Raw genomic sequence first — 20,020 nt, forward strand, 5'->3', positions numbered from 1 at the left:
GGCCCCTCTATCGGCCAAAATGCCCCCGAAACCGCCCCAGTTTCTCGGGCTTCGCCAAAAAGCTGATTACAATCATCGGTTGGCAAGGATTCCTACCACCCCAGCCAGATCATCAGAACATGGAACGACAGCAGGCGCTTGGGGCTAAACCCTCCGAGAAATGCCCCCGTTTATGCCCCAGTGGTTTCAGGTGTTACGGGTGTTGAGGATGGGCCCTCATAGGTCGTTGAAGGCCCATGCCACAGGTCATAGCAGGTCGCGATCGACCCCGTTCGCCCAGAAGTCCCAGTCGTCGCGCTTGTTATCCGCCGCTGACCCCTCAATCAGACTATCCGGGCGCATACGGTGTACTCCATCCCGCGAGCGCTGGAGAATTTACTCCGAATGAGTTCAATTATGCACTTCCTCTTGATGCAAATCAAAAGTTACATTCTGATTTTGAGATATATTTAAGCACTTTCGGAGTTCTGCAAAAAGGAAGGGGCTGAAGTTTCAATGCTCCGCATTGGTGAAATTGGACCGTCGTCTGCTGCCCATGAGGCCCACGGAAACTTGCAGATCGATACACCAGTTGAGATGAAGAGAAGCGACAGAAAAAGACTTAAAGCGCTATGCGTAGCTACTTGCTCGCTTCTCTCTGCGTGCGCGCCCTCCCTTCCAGACATATACACTGCCAATTTAGCATCGCGTTCAACGATAAACTTGTCCGTGCGGATCGTAGACGGAGATGTCCGTAGCACCGCTTATACGCGAGGCGAAGGTGCTGTTTCTGGTATTGGCGCAGGCGCCGGAGGTGCTTTGGAGGCGGGGCTTTCCTCAGCAGACCCATTCGGACTGGCTCTCGGTGTCGCATTAGTTCCTGTGTTTGCCACTGCAGGAGGAATCTATGGTGCCGCGAGTGGAACGTCGCGATCGCGTGAGGAAATTGTACGTGCATTAGATACACTGAACCGGGCATACCAACCATCAAAGTTTGAACGAGCATTCGAAGCGACACTTTCCAATTCTTTGAGTACTGGACTTTTCGATGGCGTGCCGCCGTGTTTCACAACCAGTTCAAGCAGATCAAGCTGCCCACAAGGTGCACAAACTTCCAATCTTGTTATTCGCACCTCGTTTAACCTAGTTCCGGCCGACTCTGGTGCAGGTTCTGGAAATTTGGACTTTATTGTTCAGACGCTTTTGACTGCCGAACCTAAGGGTGTCCTGCAGCCGGAGTGTATTTCGCTCAGATATACGAATTTCGCTGGTAACTTGTTTGAGTTAGCAGAAAACAACGGTCAGCCCATGACAACGTCTCTTCGGTCAACGCTGTATGATTTTGCCGTGGAATTGCCTCTATTTCTTAGATCTGCGGAAGCTGATTGGGGTGAATCAAGTTGGACAAGACTGAGGTGCGCCGAATGATATGTTTGGATTGACATCGTCTCGAGCGTTCAGAGCGCAATTGGAAACTTACGTGCATCCGAGGATTTGCGGATTCGTCTGATTGAGGGGTCGGCGGCGGATAACAAGCGCGACGACTGGGACTTCTGGGCGAACGGGGTCGATCGCGACCTGCCATGACCTGTGGCATGGGCCTTCAACGGCCTATGAGGGCCCACCCTCAACCCCCGTAACCACTGGGGCATAAACGGGGGCATTTCTCAGAGGGTTTAGCCCCAAGCGCCTGCTGTCGTTCCATGTTCTGATGATCTGGCTGGGGTGGTAGGAATCCTTGCCGTCCGATGAAACCAATAGGCTTTTCCAAGCGATGACCAGAACTGGGGCGGTTTCGGGGGCATTTCGAGGGTGAGTACAGGGCGTTTCTGACTGCGGTATAAGCACAACCCCATGATAGGTGAACCGACACAACACAAAGTTATTTGTACTTAACAACTGTACCTTCGCCGATGCGACCTCCCCAACTCATTGCACGTACTTGGACTTGAGATATGACTACGTTGACAACTGCATCCCCGCCCAACCCAGCCGCGCTCTGTCGCAGCCGAGCCTAAACTTGCGTGACGGTCGGATCTTCATTGAACACTGTAGTTTTATTTACTGCCACTTTTATTTCTTGGATCACGGTATATTCCTGAGAGGCCGTTTTGCCGCTAAACAACTCTATCTGGTCCGCTGTTCTAGTCGCACCCGCTGCCGCCGTGATTCCAGAGTTGTTGATCCCATCTTCTTCCCACGTGCTTGAGCAAGCGCCAAGCAACGCAGCTAAACTCAACGCTGCAATCAACTTCAAAGTAATAGTCTTCATTTGCTTTCCCCCCACCAAGTTCTTTTCTCATCGTACCGTGAGATGCAGCTACCCCCCTTGATCTATGTCAACGATACATTCGAATAAAAATATATATTGAGGTACTTTCGGAGTTTCTTTTGGGAGGAAGAGATGGCTGATCTATTCATATTTCGCACTATTTCTGGAGCATTGGCTTGCACGGCCTTGACGGCTTGTTTGGGCAGCGAAAGCATTGACTCAGGGGCAACCGTTAAGCCGTTTAACGGTTTTTCAAACATTCCCGATAATGGAACGACTGACATAGACGGTCAGGCTGTTACGGCGAACTACGTTGCCGACCCCACTACTGGGGAAGTGGTAATAACTAACCCATCTGGACCGTCACAAAGCACCACCCGCGTAGTCACCAGAAACGGAACGCCAGTTGCATTGACAGCTAGCGCACCTGGATCGTCCGTTTCATTTGATACGAGAAACGGCGACACCAGGATCGATGCTCCATTTGTTACAGGCTATGTAACAGCTGATGGTCAAGATTCCGCGACGTTTATCAATCCCGGACAAGCTGGTTATGAATACCAGACCTATGGTGCATGGGTGACAGGGGCCGGCACAGGCGCAGGAACCGTTGGTGCAGGAAGTTATGGGCTTAAAACAGAAGCTACTGACGTTCCTGTTGGAGTCAGCGCAACATATCAGGGCGTCGGATTGGGAGTGGCTCGTCGTGCAGATGGCCAGCCATACCAAACAGTATCCACGGTCACAGTATCCACGGATTTCAACACTGCAAGCATCGATAGTGCGAACACGGCAGCTGTAAATCTCAACACAGCCGCAACGAGCAGTGCACCGGAACTGGATTTTAGCGGTTCAGGCACGGTTAGCGGCTCAGGGTTCACGGCAACTGTGACGGGAACGGGTACATCTGGCTCTGCACAAGGGCAGTTTTATGGTCCGTCTGCCAACGAAGTTGGAGGCACGTATTCAACTTCCGGTCCGGGTGGAGTCTGGCATATGGGAGCGTTCGGCGGAAATTGAGCAAAGAGCTGAATTGCGGCCAACGCAATACTACTCCGTTGCGAATAGTCATTAGGCATATGTGACACTTCACGCACCGTTCCCAAAAGGCGTGCACAGAGTCATTCAGATCGCAGAAGAAAACAATAATCCAGTGGGGTCGCGATGACTTTTTTGCGGTTGATCGTAGTCTTTTTTCTAACCTTTTGCGTGGTTCCCAGTGGAGCGAATGCATCAACCACCGATCCGGCCGCCACCGATGCCAGGTTCAAATCGGGGCTCGCCGCCACTAGCCGCGGTGACTACAGTACAGCAATTGCAATATACCTTAGCATTCTTGCGGAAGATCCTAACCTTACACGTGTGCGCTTGGAGTTGGCGCTGGCTTATTTCCTAAGCGAACAATGGAACCGTTCGCGGTCCGAGTTTTTTAAGGTGCTGTCGGGTGATATTCCGGAGCCTGTTCGACAAAAAGTTCTAAATTTTATTGCAGAAATTGATGCGCGGCGAGGGTTTGAGTTGGATTTTGAGTTTGGGTTAAAAAAATTGGGTTCTACGCGAAACTACGACACAGACCAGATTGAATTAGACTTCTTCGGGATACCTATACCAGCAACTTTAGATCGCTCCAGCAAGACTACATATGGTGTCGGATATTCTGTATCAGCGTTGTGGCGCAAAAGTCTGAACAGGCTTTCAACAAAAGATCGTCGGGTAATTGGCTTCGCAGAGGTGTTCTCATTTGGAGATATTTCAAATGAGAAATCGTTTCGCGACGTGACTTTGGGTGCGCGAGGCGGAGCCCGCTTGGTTTTTCCACGTACAACAGTTGTTTTTAGCCCAGTAGTCTCGACACGCTTCATTGCCGATGAACACTTTGAGGACAGGTTGGGTTTAGAGACTGCGTTCGAGACCAGAAACTCGCAAGCCGTTTCGGTGTTTGGTTCGATTTCAGGGTTTAAATTGAACAATAAATTCGATGATACCTTCAGTGGGCACACAGTGAATGCGAGATTTGGGGTACGGCGTTCATTTTTGGGGCGAAACACTGTTGGAATTGCAATCTTTGCTGAAACCAAATCAACCGATCGCGACATTGATACTTTTGACATCGCAGGTCTGGAGGCTTTTGGCTCGTTTGACGCCGGTGCTGGATTTGTCATTGAACCTCAGGTCTATTTTGCGGTCAAATCGTTCTCTGAGACCAACCCACTTTTCTTCGGCAATCCTGACGAAGATCAGTATGGCCTGCGTCTCAGAATTGAAAAGCGTGACACAATATTAGGGAACGGGCTGATCCCGTACGTTGAGGGCAGTTACAATCGGGTGAAAAGTGGAATTGACGCATTCAGTTATGATGAAACTACGATTGAAGTAGGGCTGACCAACGAATTCTAGTTAGGGAGATTTACTGAACTAAATCAATAATATTGTGTTTCATAAGAAGCTCTGTAAGCAGAGACCATGCCGATCACCTAATTTAGCCCTTTAAGTGCCTACTGAACTGATATTTTTTTCGGCATTCTATTCCGTCACCTAACGTGGTTGTTCCGACAGCTCCGAAAAATGCCCATTTAAGCAAAGAGAAAGCAAAGCGCAGATCCCCCGGCAACCCGCTAAGGGCCGCCGAGGGATATTCGGACGCACTCCGATCTCTCCTCTAGCGGAGGTTCTATGGAGGTAGGAAATTGACTTACGACGTGTCTTATCGTGATCGGGAAGAAGTCACGAACCAATTTGCAACTGGATTTTTCCGTTCGCCGCACCGGCGCTGACGCCGCAATGGTCAATGGCCTAAGGCTTGTAACAGAGCCAAAGTGGCGCCTCCACCTAGCGAGCGTAACTCTGTGTCCATGCCAACCTACAGCAGATCAAACAACCGGCCCGGCTCGTTGCCTCGACGCGGCAGTTTCAACGCACGCATCACCGAAAATATCATCGCCTGATTTGAGGTGACTACTGGTTTATCCAGCGCAACCTCGATGCGTTCAACAGCTTCGACTGATCGCATGTCGGTGCAGCTGAGAACGATTGCACGCGCATCGGGGTGATCGGCCTGACAGGCCAGATCGAACACTTCGTCCGGGGTCAGCTCGCCTTGCCCATAGTTGCCCAGCTCGCGACCTACATCGGCACATTTGACGGTTGCGATCTGGTTTTGCGCTAGAAACTCCACTGCCTGCAAGTTGATCTCCCCCAGATAGGGCGAAGAGAAACCGATCTTGGTCACACCAAGCGCCTGAATCGCGGCCACAAGTGCCCCTGCCGCCGTGAAGGACAAGGCACCCGATACCTCTTTGATTTCGCGTGCCAAGTCGGCGTCAAAGGATGGTCCATGGGTCAAAGTGGCCGAGGTGCAGCCATAAAGCACAACATCGGGGCGCACGCCTGAGATCATTCGCAGATCATGGCTGATATCCGAAGCACCCAGCCCAGCCATTTGTTCCGTGCCGGGGATCTGATCCACGTTATAGCCGCCTATGCGTTGAAAATGGATGGTAGTATCCGGCGACCGCATCAACTCCATATCCGGTTCCAGATTGGTGTTGGTGAAAGGCACCAGGACGCCGATTTTGGCCCGCCGGCGGGTTTCGTAGCTCATGATAACACCCCTTTCAGCACCTTCAGGCAGCGATCCATGACCGATACCTCACAGATCGTGGCGCGTAGGCAGTCGTTGAGGCCATAGCCACCCATGCCGCGCATCATCAGATTTTCGGCCCGCAGGGCCGCATCCGCACGTTGCGCCTCTTCATCCGAGGCAAAGCGCAGCAGAACAAAGTTGGTGTTACTTTCCGGGACGTTCAGGCCCATTGCGCGGCAGTCTTCAGTAAACTTGTCGCGGATTTCGGCGGTCCGTTTGACCACATTTTGCATATGCGCCTGATCCCGCATGGCGGCGGCGGCGGCGGTCTGTGAGGCAATCGAGATGTTGTTGGGATTTAGAAGCTTGCGCATCACACCCGAGATTTCGGTTGGGAAGTAGCCCCATCCAACGCGCGCGCCTGCCATACCGTAGGCCTTGGAGAATGTACGCATGACCACGGTATCGCCGCGGTTTGTCAGGGCGAATATTTCGGTGGGGTCATGGGCATCATCGGAAAACTCGGCATAGGCCTGATCCACGACCAGCAGAATATCTTTAGGCAATCCGTCCCGCAGTCGCAGAACCTCGGAATTGGGGATCAAAGTGCCGGTCGGGTTGCCGGGATTGCAAATAAAGACGATCCGGGTCTCGGGCATCACCGTGGCCAGGATGCCGTCGACGGAGACGGTCAAGTCGAGCTCGCGGGCCTTGACGTAATCAGCCTGCACCTGCGCCGCTGCCGTGGACACAAACGCGTATCCGAAATCTGTGCCCAGTACCTGGTCACCGAGGCCTGCATAGGCCCGGATCAGGCAACCGATTAACTCCATCGAGCCTGCGCCGCACAGTATCCGTGCCGGGTCCAGCCCGTGCACATCTGCAATTGCAGCACGCAGATCGGGCCATTCCGGGTCGGGATATAGCGGCAGATCGGTCATTGCCGCTTGCCCAGCTGCGATTGCGTTAGGGCTTGCGGCAAAGGCGCTTTCGTTCTGGGCCAGTGAGATGACGCCCGCGCCACCCAGATCAGCCAGCGCATAGGCCGTCATCGCATCCACATGGGGAACCGGGCGGATCATGCGTCACCTCCATAGGCTTTGGCACCCTCAGCGGTGACCAGACCGCGTTTGAGGTCCAGCGCCAGCGCATCGGGGTCACGGTCAGTAGGGGCGCCGAACCCGCCACCGCCGGGGGTGTCGAAGATCAGGTAATCGCCGCCTTCGACGCGTAGCTCTCCCTTGCCCGGGAGGTCGTTGTCGCCGTCGCGGAAACGGATGCGTCCTGGCGCGCCGGGCTGCCCGCCCATGCGGCCAAGGGCGGGAAACTTCAGCCGTTCAACCGATAGGAATACGATGAACGGCGCGTCATTGGACGAGGTCATCTCGATCCGCTGCCCGAGACCGCCGCGATACTTGCCCGCGCCGCCAGAATCGGGGCGCAGTTCACGTCGCCAGATGGTCACCGGTGCCACACTCTCGGTAATCTCGACTTGACTGCCAAACACCCCCGAGGGGTAGGCGGTGGCTGACAGCCCATCCGCATGAGGCCGCGCGCCGGTGCCGCCATTATGAACCGGCTCAATCGCAAACTCGCGGCCACCGTCGCGGGCAACTTCGGGAGCGTGACGCATGGGCAGGTCAAACATGCAGCTTGCACCCTCAGCCGGGACCGCGTCGGGTAAGGCCTGATGCAGACAACCCAGCACAAGATCGGGGGTGACCTGACCCAGCGTGTGCCGCATCGCCACTGGAACCGGACGTTGGGCGTTTAGAATGCAACCCTTAGGGCCGTCCACGGTAAACGGTTCCAGCGACCCGGCATTATTGGGGATATCCGGACCAACGATGCAGCGCAGCGCGAATACGGTATAGGCGGTGGCATAGTTGAGCGGCACGTTTATGCCTTTGCGCGAACAGCCTGAAGTGCCGGTGAAATCCACATGCATGCCCGACTTGCTGACGGTGAGTGTCGCTTGCATCACCAGCTCATTTTCGTAGCCGTCCATCTTCAGGACGTTCTTGTATACGCCTTCCGGCACCTCGGCGATTGCCTCAAGCGTGCCATGGCGCGACGTGTCGATGATATAGCTGCCCAAGCGGTCCAGATCGTCGATGCCAAACTCGTCCATCATCTCGACCAGCCGGGTCACGCCGGTCTCGCAACAAGCGATCAGCGCATAGATGTCGCCTTCGTTTGCAATCGGCTCGCGGCTGTTGGCGCGAATGATATTTAACAGCAGGGCGTTTGGAGTGCCTTCTTCGACCAGTTTGCAAGGGGGGATCAGAAGCCCCTCGTCATAGATATCCGACCCTTCGGGCCCCATTCCAAGACCACCCAGATCGACCAGATGCGAGGTGCACGAGGTATAGCCCACGACCTTGCCGTTCTTGAACGCCGGCATCATCAGCAGAAAGTCGTTCAGATGCCCCGAGGCAAGCCAGGGATCATTGGTCATGTAGATGTCGCCGGGTCTCATGGTCTGCTCCGGGAAATGCTCACGCAGATGCATAACCGCCGCAGCCATGGTGTTGATATGTCCCGGTGTGCCGGTGACGGCCTGCGCCAGCATCCGGCCCTGCTCGTCGAAAATCCCGGCAGAAATGTCGCCGCACTCGCGTACGATTGGCGAAAACGCCGCTCGGATCAGGGTCTGCCCCTGTTCTTCGACCACCGCCAGCAGTCGGTTCCACATCACTTGCAGGTGGGCCGGAGAAAGATCAGCAGTCATAAAGCGCCTCCTGTCTGGTCATGGATCAGGACAAGATTCCCAATTGCGTCTACATGCGCCGAGAAATCAGCCGAGACCAGCGTGGTGGTTTGCGGTTCATAGATCAGTGCGGGGCCGGGAACGAAATCACCAGGTTTCAGATCCGCGCGCGCAACAAAGGCTGCGTCTTTCAAAACACCGTCAACATCGCAGGTAATGAGTCGCCATTCGGCCACGTTAAAGGCACGGCGATCAGGTGTTTCCGGCATCGGAGGCACATCGCTGTTTGGGGTTGCGACCCGAACGGCCCAGTTGAGAATCTCGATCGCCATTCCCGGCACAGGGCGCGAGAATTGTTTGCGATATTCATCCTCGAACGCGGCGGTTAGGCGGATGATGTCATCCGCCCCCAATGCACGGTCTGGGAGCGTGATTTCTATCTCGTGCCCCTGACCACTATAGCGCATGAAGGCGGTCCGCCGGGTTTCGGCCGCCGTACCGCTGGCACCCTGGGCCACGACCTCCTTTGCCTCGGCAATCATTGTTTCGAAAAGGTCGTTCACGCCATTTATATCCATGCTGTTGAGCTGGGAGTAGCGTGAGCGGACGATCTCAAACGACACAGGTGCGAACAGGAAACCAACTGCGGACCCAACGCCCGGGTTAGGCGGGATCACGATGCGCGACACACCGGCAGAGCGTGCAACGCGACTGGCATGCAGCGGACCGTTGCCACCGAATGCGATCATAGTACGCGGGCCCAGATCCTTGCCCGATTCCACCGCATGCATGCGCCCGGCGCTAGCCATGCTTTCGTCTACGATGCGACTGACCCCATCTGCCGAGCCTACGGCATCCAACTCCAACCTTTCACCGATCACTCGGGTCAGGGCAGCCTTGGAGGCATCCGGATCAAGCTGGATTTGCCCTTCGGCGAATGTATTTGGCGCGATATAGCCTAACGTAATGTCGCTGTCAGTCACGGTCGGCTCAGTGCCGCCCCGGCCAAAGGCGACCGGGCCGGGTTCCGATCCGGCGGATTTCGGGCCGACAGTCAGACGGCCCAGACGGTCGACACCGGCGATGGATCCGCCGCCTGCGCCGATCTCGATCATCTCGACCACCGGGATGCGCACCGGCATGCCTGATCCCTTGATGAAACGTTCCGCCCGCGCGATCTCGAACTGGCGCGAGGTCTGGGGCCGGGCATTGTCGATCAGGCACAGCTTGGCGGTCGTGCCGCCCATGTCAAAGGACAGCACATCGCCAATCCCGGCCCGCGCCGCTATGCGCGCGGCAAGGATAGCACCCCCTGCAGGACCGCTTTCCACCAGCCGGATCGGGAATCGGGTGGCAGTCCGCTCGGTGCACATGCCGCCTCCGGCGGTCATCATCAGGATCGGGCATGTCACGCCCTCGGCTTCGAACCGGGTGACGAACCGGTTAATATAGCTTTCCATCAGCGGCTGAATATAGGCATTGGCAACAGTGGTGCAGAGTCGGTCGAACTCGCGCGCCTCGGGACTTACTTCGGACGAGATTGAGACCGTCAGGTCCGGGCGTCTTTCGGCCAGAATGTCACGCAGGCGGCGCTCGTGCTCGGGATTGGCATAGGCATGCATCAGGCAGATCGCGACCGCCTCGGCACCGCTGACGTATAGATCAGCCATCAGCGCATCAATCGCGTCGTCTTCGAGAGGGATCAGGACGCTGCCGTCTGCCGCCATACGTTCCCGAACGGTCAGTGCCCGTTCGCGTGGTACTAGCAGATCGGGCTTTTCCAAGTTGATGTCATACTGCGAATAGCGCCGCTCGTACGCGATCTCCAGGATGTCCCGGAAACCTTCAGTCGTCACTGTCGCCACAACCGCGCCGCGTCGTTCAATCAACGCATTGGTTGCCAGCGTTGTGCCGTGGATGAAGCCCGTCACATCGCTCAACGCGCGCCTGGACTGGGCAATGACGCGCTGCGCGCCTTCTATCGCCCCATCTGCGGGGTTCTGGTGGGTTGTCAGAGTCTTGGTCGAGGCAACAATGGTCTCGTCGCCGGATACAAGCACCGTATCCGTAAAAGTGCCACCAGTATCAATGGCTAAGCGCAAGCGTTGAGCGGTCACGTGGTATTCCAAATTCGCCTGAGTTCGTGCAGATAGAGCGCCCTTTCGGGTGATCACATCCGTTGCGGCACAAGGTTACAGCCGGTGGCACGGCGGTCCAGACGTTTTGTAGTACGATTCCGGTTCATTTTTCGAGCTTGCCCAGCTTTCGACAAGAGACAAGCGCGTTCGCGACAAAAAGGCCTGCAAGCGACAAGAATCATCGCTGCAGGCCAAGAAATCTACCGGTGTCAGACCGTCGGACGGGAAATACGCTATTAGGCAAACCAACAACGCTCGTGCGCTTTGGCAACATCCATTTCCCTATTTGCGGCGATACTGCCCTGCGTCAGAGTGTTGCTGACACTCATGATGTGGTTGGCATTCATCGGGACAAGCGCACCGCCGTCATCATTGACCAGCTTTTTCGCTTCAGAATTCAGCTTCGATTCTGTCGCAAACTTTTGATTGTCGACGGTCTCGTGGCTGAACGGTGAATGACTTCAGGTCTTGATCAATTGAAGACCCAATCATGAATTCACCGCTACGTGATTTAACCAGCAGTGAACGTCGGTTGGCTGCGAGTGCTATGGGTCCTCAATCTCCCCTACAACCTCCTCCTCCCTCTATATATTGTGGATCAGAAACGAGGATACTCGGGCTTCTCTATTCTCTGGTTTCTGTTCACTACATATACCTATTCCCCGCCCCCATAGGACCCCTGCTAAAAAATTCATGAAAGACGAGAGGTCAGAGGGTGCCAGAACAGCCGAGGCATAAACGGGCATTTCTCGGAGAGTTGAGCCCCTGCGGCATGCCGCCGTTCCATGTATGAATGAACTGGCTGGGGTTGTAGGACAGCTTTCGAGACCACTAGAGACCCGTTCACAGGCTCTGGCTGGGTCACCGACTAGTCGTTCCGGGCTCTGACGGGTGGTCGCTGGTACTGGCGGGGGTGCTGTTTAAATGCTAAGACGGAGCGATCTTTCATTCCTAGTGCAGCGAATGGCTGTTGAGAGCCCAAAGATACCGGTTTCTGCAGTCCGCACTGGCGACGGCATTGCGCAAGAAAGCAAATTTTACGCAATCTGAGAAGACGTCGCTTACCTTGCTTCCCACTATCGATCTCAACTTCGCGCTGGATTTAGGAATTTTGACCGGAGGACCTGCGCCAGCGGAGATTGTTTCGACCTTCGTATTCCGCCCCGCTGTTGTGCGCAATTCTATCGCATTGGGCTAACCCAGCCTTGTTTTCGTAACTCGCGTAGCACGGCCTCTGCGTTCTCGACATCTTTGTGGATACTTTTGAGCATCGCATCTATCGGCGCTTCCGGCCATGCGCGCTCAAGTTCAGCCAGTTTGGCTTTAGCCGCATAGTCTTGCCCCATAGCTGACAACGCTGCCGTTACATAAGCTAGTGAAGGAGCGCTGAGTGGATCGCCAAGTTGCTTTGCCTCTTCAAAGCGCTCTACCGTTGCTTGATATTCACCCAGATGAAAATACGTCGCGCCGGAAATGTTTCGATTTGCAAATCTTTGGTTGCTGGAATCCAGCAGAGATAGCCTGTCTGCTGTTTCAATAGCTTCTTCGAATTCGCCTGAAAACATGGCCACCGCGCCAAGAAAGTCGAGGACTGCTCCATCATTCGGATCAAGTTTTGATGCGCGTCTACTGAGTTGCAGCGCAGCCTCATAATCGCGATTGGCAAAACTGGCCCAGCTTTTAGCAGACTGGCTCCAGGCTTGATCTGGGGCAAGGCTTACCGCCTGGTTCGCCAGCTTCATAGCGGCTTCGGCGTATTCGGTCTTGGCATCGGATGGCGGAGTTATCACCGCAAGTGACGCGAGTGCCTGCGCTGCACCGGCATATCCAGCGAAATATTCTGGGTCGATCTCGATCACGCCCTCAAACACAGACAGAACAAGTAGCTGCCGCTGTCGGTCGAAGATCGGAAATATCATTGTCCGCGCTTGTTGCGCCAAATTGAATGCTTGTAACGCGGCTGGGGATTTCTCGTAAATTGCCGCGCGCTGCAAGTATGCGTCCGTGTCAGTTTCTGATGAACCACTCACTTCAGCAAAAGCAGTTTCCTGTCCATCTTGGGCAAGACCAACTGCGACCAACGCGCCAACGACGACCCCTATGGTGAACGCCCCCAAGGGTAATCCAATGCGTTTGGTTTTTGTTGAGATTGATACTGAACGGGTTTCTGAGACAATTTCGAACCGCGGCCTATATCCGCCGCTATCGATGCACAGTCTTACCGGATCATCCTTACCAATACCCTCGTAATGCAGTTCCAAGAACTGACGAAGCCGCCGTGCATCGACGCGAACGATATTTTCCGGGTCGGTCCCCTCCGAGGTATCGCGGTCATAAACATCTTGGGCGATAGTCTTGCTGCGAATTTGATCTCCCCGACCAGCGAGTTCTTCCTCGACGATATACGTCAGGAAGGCCTGAAGCCTATCGGATCCATCCAGATGAGCGTCCGCCAGCAATCTGCTTAGGGCGGCAAGCTTGTCGTTGTTCTGGATTTCGTCGGAATGTCTTATCATATTCTTATTTTTGCAGTTATTGGGGCGTGAGTCACCCCATACTCACCGTGAGTCACTTACATGCATTATCGATAAGTGTCAGTGTGATAGAGATAACAGCGGGCTGATGTGCACCCTGGCGCTTCTCTCGCTTGCCACGTCACTAAGCGATTGGAGGACGACACATGGCCTGTCAAATGAACTACAGAAGACTGAGTAAGCATTTCGCAATTGGTGTGCTTTTCGGCGCTTGGGCTGTTTCTCCACAAGCTGTCACTGAAGCCGTCATCGAGTTAATTGCCCCTTCGGCAGCATACGCGCAGGAAACAGAAGAAGTCTCACCGACAATGGTCCGTGATCGCCCGCGCGATGTGTACTACCCCAACACAGAAGATCTCGCCGAAGACGAGATGCGGGTCATCGCGTGTGGAACCGGAATGCCTACTACGCGGGCTGCTCAGGCTGCAGCGTGTTTCCTTGTGGAACTGGGCAACGGAGACAAGTTCTTGTTCGACATTGGCTCGGGATCGGCCGAGCGAATTTCTTCCCTGCAAATCCCGTACAATTATTTGGACAAGGTCTTCATCGGCCATCTTCATACTGACCATTTCGGCGCGTTGCATGACCTGTTCATCGGTGGCGCATTGATGGGGCGGAATATTCCGCTGCGGGTTTGGGGACCAAGTGGACCATCAGAAGAACTTGGCACTGCTTATGCACTAGATCATATGCAAAAGATGCTCACATGGGACCTAGCAGGCCGTGCAGGAGTCACTGATTTCCGCGGTTATTCAATGGAGGTTAATGAGTTCGATTACAGGTTAGAGAACGAGGTAATTTACGAAGAAAATGGCGTCCAAATTCGTACTTTTCCAGCCATCCATTCAATTGATGGTGCAATCAGCTACGCACTGGAATGGAATGGTTTAAAATTTGTTTTTAGCTCAGACACTTATCCGAACAAGTGGTTCAAGGAGTACGCTAAGAACGCAGACCTCGCCATCCATGAATGCTTCGTAGCGGTTCCCGACCTTGTAGCAAAGATGGGTTTCACACCCGAGTCCGCTTTATTGGTTGGAACTCAAGTACATACGGCGCCCGAAGCCTTCGGAAAAGTCATGAGCGATATCGAACCACGAATGGCGGTCGCCTATCATTTCTTCAATGACTTCGACACTTCTAACAATGTATTCGAGCGCATACGCAGCACTTATGATGGTCCGCTAAGTCTGGCAGATGACTTCATGGTTTGGAATGTCACGAAAGACGCGATTACGGTTCGGATGGCAGCAACGGAAGAGCACACTTGGGCACCGCCTCTCGCTGCACCAGCTGAGCCGCCAAACCCTGCTGACAAGACCGCTTATGCGGAAAAGGTTGGACTTTCTCCAGAAGTAATGGAGTTCTCAGAGTTCACAAAGGGTGGTTTTGACGACGTAGACGACGTTTTGCGACCCATCTACGAAGAAGCTTCGGAAGCGTTAGGCCAAGAGTTCTTGTATCCGGGCGATGAATAAAGTCAAATTTGACCGGCGCGTCTTAATAACGCGCCGGTTCTTTTAATTCTGATCGGAAATCTCTATGCAACATACCTCATTGATTACTCGCTATTTGGTCTGCGTTGGATGGTCGCTTGTCGCTATATCCAACGCAGCAAACGCCCAGTCACTTGCACGTTCTGAAGATGATGACGGCGGTTGGCGACACTCAATCACGCCCTATTTGTTTCTTCCGCTCAGCACGACGGGCACATCAACTATAGATGGAACCAGCGTCGATTTCGACTTGAACCTGAGCGAGGTGCTGGATGTGTTGCAAGGCGCAGCTTCAGTACGTTACGAGGGCTGGAACGGCGACTTCGGGATCATTTCTGAAGTTTACTACGTAAAGCTTGGCGGAGATGGAACTCTACCCGGTGGCAGGGTGGACGTTGATGTTGATGTCCGGCAGACCTTTGCCAACGTGCAGGGCGCTTACCGGTTTGCGAACGGGGTTAATGCCTCGGGCCAACGCTATGCCGCGGATGCCGCAATTGGTGTTCAGTGGAACCGGATCAAACAGGAAATCGACTTAGCAGGCCCCGGCCCAGGTATGACGTTGGGTGGGACAGAAGAATGGCTCGAGCCAATGATCGCAATTCGATATATCTCGGAAATCAACGACAAATGGAATTTCGCCAGCCGGGCTGAACTGAGTGGTTTCGGTGTGAATGGCGATGACCTGCAATACCTGGTTGTGGCTGGGTTTGACTGGAAAGGCTGGGAAAACACGTCTCTGCGGTTTGGCTATCAGTTCTACGGAATCGACTTTTCCACCGACCGTTCGGATGGGGAGTTTGCCTATGATGTGGACCAGAATGGTATCTATGCTGCCGTCGCGTTTCATTTCTAAGATTGGCGAATACAGCAAAACATGGGTTCGGTTGGGCTCAGTACTTTCGAGTCTTGCGTTTGGGGCAAGCCAATCGATTGCGGACCTCGTGTCCCCCTATGGCGGGGAAACGGCGCCGAACTTTGTTGAGCTTTCGGTGCAGCCTGATCATGTGCGGGTTCTCCTTGAGGTCGATTTGAACGACTATCCCATATTCGTCATTCCAGATGATGGTTCGGGAACGTCACTGGCTGGGCGTACGGGGCAAAACCTTCAGATCTGGGCAGACGAAGAGAAACTGATCAGCACAACGAATACGATTGATGTGCGCCCCAGAATTTCTCGGCAAACGGCAGCGAGCGCTCTGTATCGACCGCGACCGCGTAGCGAAAATGTCGTCTACGTGGACATGGAGTTTCCGTTCAATGGCAAGCCGGAACAGATCACGTTCATTCCCCCCCTAAGTCCAGACGGGATTCCCTTGGCTTCACTTGGCGTCGTGGCCGAGCATATGGGCGTTCCAGTGACAGACTATCGTTACCTTTCTCAGGCTGAGACGATGCTGCCAGATTGGGAAGACCCTTGGTTCAGCAAGTTTGAGAATCCAAACCTCACTCGCCACCACAAATCCCCGATGATGTCTTTTCTTGCCATGGAACCGCGTGTCGTCCGGCACGAGGTCATATTGCGTTTGAAAGACCTTGAGACTTGGGTGGACTTGGGCTTTGGCGATGCTGACCGACTGACCACAGATGATGTCGTCAGGATCAAGTCTAGCGTGTCGGACTTTTTTGAGACTAGAAACCCTCTCGCCGTCGACGGCAAGCCGATGAAACCGGAAACGGTGCAGGTCTCGCGTATCAAAGTTGGTGCCGAAGGTTTGCGTGTTCTTCCGGATCAAGCCGAGGCAAACCGAAAGACGATGTTACTGGGCGTCGTCCTTTCCTATCCGGTTTCGACTTTGCCGAACCGAGTTGATCTGGCATGGGAGCTTTTCCCAGTTGGTTTGGATGTTATTCCGATCACCCTTTCAGATCCGGCAGGGGCGGTCCCCTCGCAGATTTATGCATCCGATCCCGTTGTAAGTTGGAACAATTACCTGACAACTTGGACCAACCCAAAAACAAGCCCAGTCGTCGTCAAAGTCGCGGCTGCAACACAGGTGCCCTCGCTTGCGTTCGGCTTAAGTTTTCTGTGTTTGATATGCGCCTATTTCTCGTTGCAGCGCACAAACGGCCAGCGTCTGATCTTGCTTGGCCTGACCGGGGCATTCGGTGCCGCCGCGATTGTCACATACTCGCTGAACAACCCGTCGTCAGCGCCTGAGTCGGATGAAATCGCATCGCGTCAAATCGTGGAAGGGCTGGTGGCCAATATCGGAACCACGATGCTTGAGACGCGGGATGATAGTGCCTTAGCGGCGATGGAGACATATGTCGAAGCAACTAATCGCGTCAAGGTTCAAGCAGAAATGCGTCGTGGTTTGTCAGTTACGTTACCCTCTGGCGCCATGGCTCGCGTCGAAGCGATTTCAGACCTGAATGTCGAGAGTTTCACGCCCGGCGAAGAAAGAAATCGGCATCAGGCCCTGGCCAGTTGGACAGCTCGCGTAAGCGGAGGTCATTGGGGGCACCTGCATAGGCAAGCGGTTTCTTATCGAGGTTTGCTCGACGTTTCGCGGCATGGCGACCATTGGATGCTTGACGACCTGACGATTATCAGCGCCAAAACAGGAGGGTAATTCAGTGGTTGTCGCCAGGTTGTTTTTTGCCACGTTCCTGTTTTCCGTGATCTTTTTGTGTGCAGGTAGAGCAGAAGCGCATTTCAATCTAAACCAGAATGTTCGCATTCACCATGTGTCCCACTCGGAAGATGGCCTTGATGTCTATTTACGCCTTCCGATGCCTTATTTGGTGGCTGAACTCGTCGGTACCGAGGGCCCGGACGGTTTGCCCAAACCAGCTCCATACACATACAATCAGATCGAAGATGGCGTGCTCATGCACTACTTGGATCAGGCCGCGTTGCACAAAGATCCAACCGGCTTGGCTCGTATTGCTGAAAACTTCCTTGTGCTGTCTATCGACGGTCATCGACAAACTCCCGAAATCGTCTCGATAAGACTGCATCCTTTGGGGCAGGAACCTGGATTTGCTACGCTCAATGAGGCGCGCTCGGCACTTGCGCCTAGGGACGTTTTTACAATCAATGAGGAGATTTATGTTGGCGAGGTGATGGTTGACGTGCACCTGCGCTTTGTGACGGGAGAGGTAGGAGCATACAGTTTGTCCTATACGTCATATCCGGGGCTTCCTGGACAAGATGATACGGCGAACCTGATCCTCGACTATAACGGGCAGGATGTTCGAACATATCGTGCGCGGGGTTTGATGCATACCCCGGTCGAAATTTCCGGATCAGCGACCGCAGCCGTTTCGACCTTTTTTGCTGAGGGAATTCGGCACATTTTGGAAGGTCCCGATCATGTTCTGTTTGTGCTTTGCATGATCATCGGTGCGCTAAACTTGCACAGCCTTCTCGCCCGCGTCACAGGCTTTACCTTGGGCCACACGGTGACACTGATTTTGGGTTTTTTTGGTTTCGCGCCGAGCGGAGCATGGTTCATCCCATCCGTCGAATTGGCAATAGCGCTTTCGATAATCTATGCAGCTGCAATGGCGGTTTGGCCACCTGAGAAAGGACATGGCGACCTGAAGGCCTTTGCCATCACGTCCGGGATTGGTTTGCTGCACGGGTTCGGCTTCTCCTTCATGTTGCACCAAATTCTACGTGTCGATGCACCAAACGTTTGGCACAGCTTGCTAGCTTTCAACGTTGGAGTAGAGGTTGGACAAATCATGATCGTTTTATTGGTCTGGCCGTTGGTTTTGTTGCTGCGCAAACAACCAGGGCGTATCTGGGTTGGTTCTCGCACTGTTGTTGCTGCGTGCGCAAGTCTGGTCGCAATGGTTTGGGTAGTGGAACGGGCAGAGTTTTTTCTCTGACCACTAGTATGAGTATGTTGTGCGGCTTTGAACAGTATGCGGACCTTCACTTAGATTTGTTGAACGTCAACTTCGTTCGCGCAGCAGACATTCACTGAATTCTGCCGAACGTCTGCACCGAGCCCATTGCTGCCAAGCTTCGGCATCAGCCAGGGTTTACAGTAAGCGCTTAGCATACGAGGCAAGAGTCATTTCGACGTCTTGAACCGTTATGCTCCCAACATCAGGGAGAACCTTCCTCAGTAAATCGGCAATTGTTGTGTTGAGTTGTGCTCGGGTCAATTCGTCGCGACCGTCCATAAGTAAGAGAGTTGCATGAACGAACGTCTGAGGTTCGGTCCCAATACGGAAGAACTCCACTGAAGTTGCTCGAATTTTTATTGTTGGTGGATCAAATACATCCTGATCAGCGAGGACGTCATACAATTGGTCGCACACCGACTGAATATCATAAGTTTTTTCAAGACCTTTAGAAAATTCCATCGAAACGTGAGGCATGAAGAGTCCTTTTGCTATGAACGACCATCTGTAGAGTCAGCTTGACCGCAGAAATACGTTTACCCTGACAGATTGCACTATGACATCAGAAACGTCCGCAAAGTCCGCAAAGTGGCTGCTCACGAAGTTTCGACGAACGACCGCCCTGAGCCCCCAGCCGACTTGCCAATTTCTCGCTGAGCGCGTTCGCAGCACGAAAATCGCTGCAAGTGCGCTGTCTTCGGTACTGCAACGCGACGAAGATATCCGCCGTTCGTAGGCGGTGCTGAGAAATTTGGAGGCCAAAGATCAAGTTGCGGGACACATTAGACTTTCGCGACTGCACAAGGCGTGACCGCTTAGCGCCTGTCTTCGACCTTGGCGTTGGGATATCTAAATTCCCCCAGCCCTAATTTAGCTTATGCTTCCCAAGGAGGCTTCCTGAGTGCCGGATCATAGCTTCCCTCAATCAAGTCGAACTGCACATCCGCTTTGTCGTAAACACTCTTGCACCGTACCTGCTGACCGATTTTCTGCAGCCGATTATTCCGGCAAACAGGCGTGTCGTGAACCTCTCATCTGCCGCACAAGCCCCGGTGAACATCAGGGTCATGCAGGGCAATGTGCCGCTGGCGGACATGGAAGTCTATTCTCAGAGCAAGCTGGCGACCCGGGAATGAGCCAAATCCCAAGCTGATGCGCCTGTGATGGTCGCGGTAAATCCCGGATCACTTTTGGCCTCGAAAATGGTGCAAGAAGGCTTTGGCGTTGCCGGGAATGGCATGAACATCGGTGCGGATATCCTGATCGAGGCCGCCCTGGGCGCGCGGTTTGCTGACCCATCAGGGGCCTATTTCGACAATGACAGTGGCGCTTTCGTAAACCCGCATGCCGCAGCACTGGACATAGATCACGTTGCCGACGTCATGAGCACCATCAGAGAATTGATCGCCCAAACGGGTTGAGCCAACCTGCGATCGCATCGAAATGC

Annotated in this window: 15 protein-coding genes; 8 read left to right on the plus strand and 7 right to left on the minus strand. The window is 54.0% G+C overall.

Annotation, left to right across the window (positions count from 1 at the left end):
• The first annotated feature begins 708 nt into the window (after positions 1-708).
• Positions 709-1,407 carry a hypothetical protein gene (locus tag ACR0L1_RS22840; RefSeq protein WP_480860935.1) on the plus strand — a complete coding sequence of 233 codons (699 nt, stop codon included), beginning with the start codon at positions 709-711 and terminating at the stop codon, positions 1,405-1,407.
• Positions 1,408-1,993: 586 nt separating this feature from the next.
• Here ACR0L1_RS22840 and ACR0L1_RS22845 read toward each other — a convergent pair.
• Positions 1,994-2,251: a hypothetical protein gene (locus ACR0L1_RS22845; RefSeq protein ID WP_480860937.1), complete on the minus strand. Its 258-nt coding sequence runs from the start codon at positions 2,249-2,251 to the stop codon at positions 1,994-1,996.
• A gap of 132 nt (positions 2,252-2,383) precedes the next feature.
• Here ACR0L1_RS22845 and ACR0L1_RS22850 point away from each other — a divergent pair, with 132 nt between their 5' ends.
• Together ACR0L1_RS22850 and ACR0L1_RS22855 are read left to right on the plus strand one after the other, a co-directional pair.
• A complete protein-coding gene (locus tag ACR0L1_RS22850) occupies positions 2,384-3,271 on the plus strand; it encodes a transferrin-binding protein-like solute binding protein (RefSeq protein WP_170787421.1) in 888 nt (295 codons plus the stop codon).
• 144 nt (positions 3,272-3,415) lie between these two features.
• Positions 3,416-4,648 (plus strand): tetratricopeptide repeat protein, encoded by a 1,233-nt coding sequence (locus ACR0L1_RS22855; protein WP_480503339.1) that lies wholly within the window; start codon positions 3,416-3,418, stop codon positions 4,646-4,648.
• 463 nt (positions 4,649-5,111) lie between these two features.
• Here the strand turns inward: ACR0L1_RS22855 and ACR0L1_RS22860 are convergent, their stop codons facing one another.
• From ACR0L1_RS22860 to ACR0L1_RS22880, 5 genes are all read right to left on the minus strand, one after another.
• Positions 5,112-5,852: a maleate cis-trans isomerase family protein gene (locus tag ACR0L1_RS22860; RefSeq protein ID WP_480860940.1), complete on the minus strand. Its 741-nt coding sequence runs from the start codon at positions 5,850-5,852 to the stop codon at positions 5,112-5,114.
• Positions 5,849-6,916 carry a pyridoxal phosphate-dependent aminotransferase gene (locus ACR0L1_RS22865; RefSeq protein WP_480860942.1) on the minus strand — a complete coding sequence of 356 codons (1,068 nt, stop codon included), beginning with the start codon at positions 6,914-6,916 and terminating at the stop codon, positions 5,849-5,851. Before ACR0L1_RS22865 ends, ACR0L1_RS22860 begins: the two co-directional genes overlap by 4 nt.
• A complete protein-coding gene (locus ACR0L1_RS22870) occupies positions 6,913-8,565 on the minus strand; it encodes a hydantoinase B/oxoprolinase family protein (protein WP_480503343.1) in 1,653 nt (550 codons plus the stop codon). The genes ACR0L1_RS22865 and ACR0L1_RS22870 overlap by 4 nt, the downstream gene beginning before the upstream one ends.
• Positions 8,562-10,661, minus strand: a complete 2,100-nt coding sequence (locus ACR0L1_RS22875) for a hydantoinase/oxoprolinase family protein (RefSeq protein WP_480860944.1) — start codon at positions 10,659-10,661, stop codon at positions 8,562-8,564. Before ACR0L1_RS22875 ends, ACR0L1_RS22870 begins: the two co-directional genes overlap by 4 nt.
• 1,202 nt (positions 10,662-11,863) lie before the next feature.
• The gene (locus tag ACR0L1_RS22880; protein ID WP_480860946.1) at positions 11,864-13,198 is read right to left on the minus strand and encodes a tetratricopeptide repeat protein; all 1,335 of its coding nucleotides are present in this window, start codon (positions 13,196-13,198) and stop codon (positions 11,864-11,866) included.
• Between the two features lie 164 nt (positions 13,199-13,362).
• Between ACR0L1_RS22880 and gntH the strand changes: the two genes are divergently transcribed.
• The 4 genes from gntH (at position 13,363) to ACR0L1_RS22900 (ending at position 18,552) form a co-directional block, all read left to right on the plus strand.
• Positions 13,363-14,694: a guanitoxin biosynthesis MBL fold metallo-hydrolase GntH gene (gene gntH, locus ACR0L1_RS22885; protein ID WP_480860947.1), complete on the plus strand. Its 1,332-nt coding sequence runs from the start codon at positions 13,363-13,365 to the stop codon at positions 14,692-14,694.
• 64 nt (positions 14,695-14,758) lie between these two features.
• Positions 14,759-15,568 carry a hypothetical protein gene (locus ACR0L1_RS22890; protein ID WP_480503346.1) on the plus strand — a complete coding sequence of 270 codons (810 nt, stop codon included), beginning with the start codon at positions 14,759-14,761 and terminating at the stop codon, positions 15,566-15,568.
• A gap of 88 nt (positions 15,569-15,656) precedes the next feature.
• On the plus strand, positions 15,657-17,288 hold the full coding sequence (locus ACR0L1_RS22895; protein ID WP_480860949.1) for a hypothetical protein: 1,632 nt from the start codon (positions 15,657-15,659) through the stop codon (positions 17,286-17,288).
• Between the two features lie 4 nt (positions 17,289-17,292).
• The gene (locus tag ACR0L1_RS22900) at positions 17,293-18,552 is read left to right on the plus strand and encodes a HupE/UreJ family protein (RefSeq protein ID WP_480860951.1); all 1,260 of its coding nucleotides are present in this window, start codon (positions 17,293-17,295) and stop codon (positions 18,550-18,552) included.
• Between the two features lie 156 nt (positions 18,553-18,708).
• Here ACR0L1_RS22900 and ACR0L1_RS22905 read toward each other — a convergent pair whose 3' ends face one another.
• Positions 18,709-19,050 (minus strand): 5-carboxymethyl-2-hydroxymuconate Delta-isomerase, encoded by a 342-nt coding sequence (locus ACR0L1_RS22905; RefSeq protein ID WP_170791712.1) that lies wholly within the window; start codon positions 19,048-19,050, stop codon positions 18,709-18,711.
• Between the two features lie 686 nt (positions 19,051-19,736).
• Here ACR0L1_RS22905 and ACR0L1_RS22910 point away from each other — a divergent pair.
• On the plus strand, positions 19,737-19,994 hold the full coding sequence (locus ACR0L1_RS22910) for a hypothetical protein (protein ID WP_480860953.1): 258 nt from the start codon (positions 19,737-19,739) through the stop codon (positions 19,992-19,994).
• Positions 19,995-20,020 lie beyond the last annotated feature (26 nt).

It is taken from the genome of Ruegeria sp. J8 (assembly GCF_056531925.1).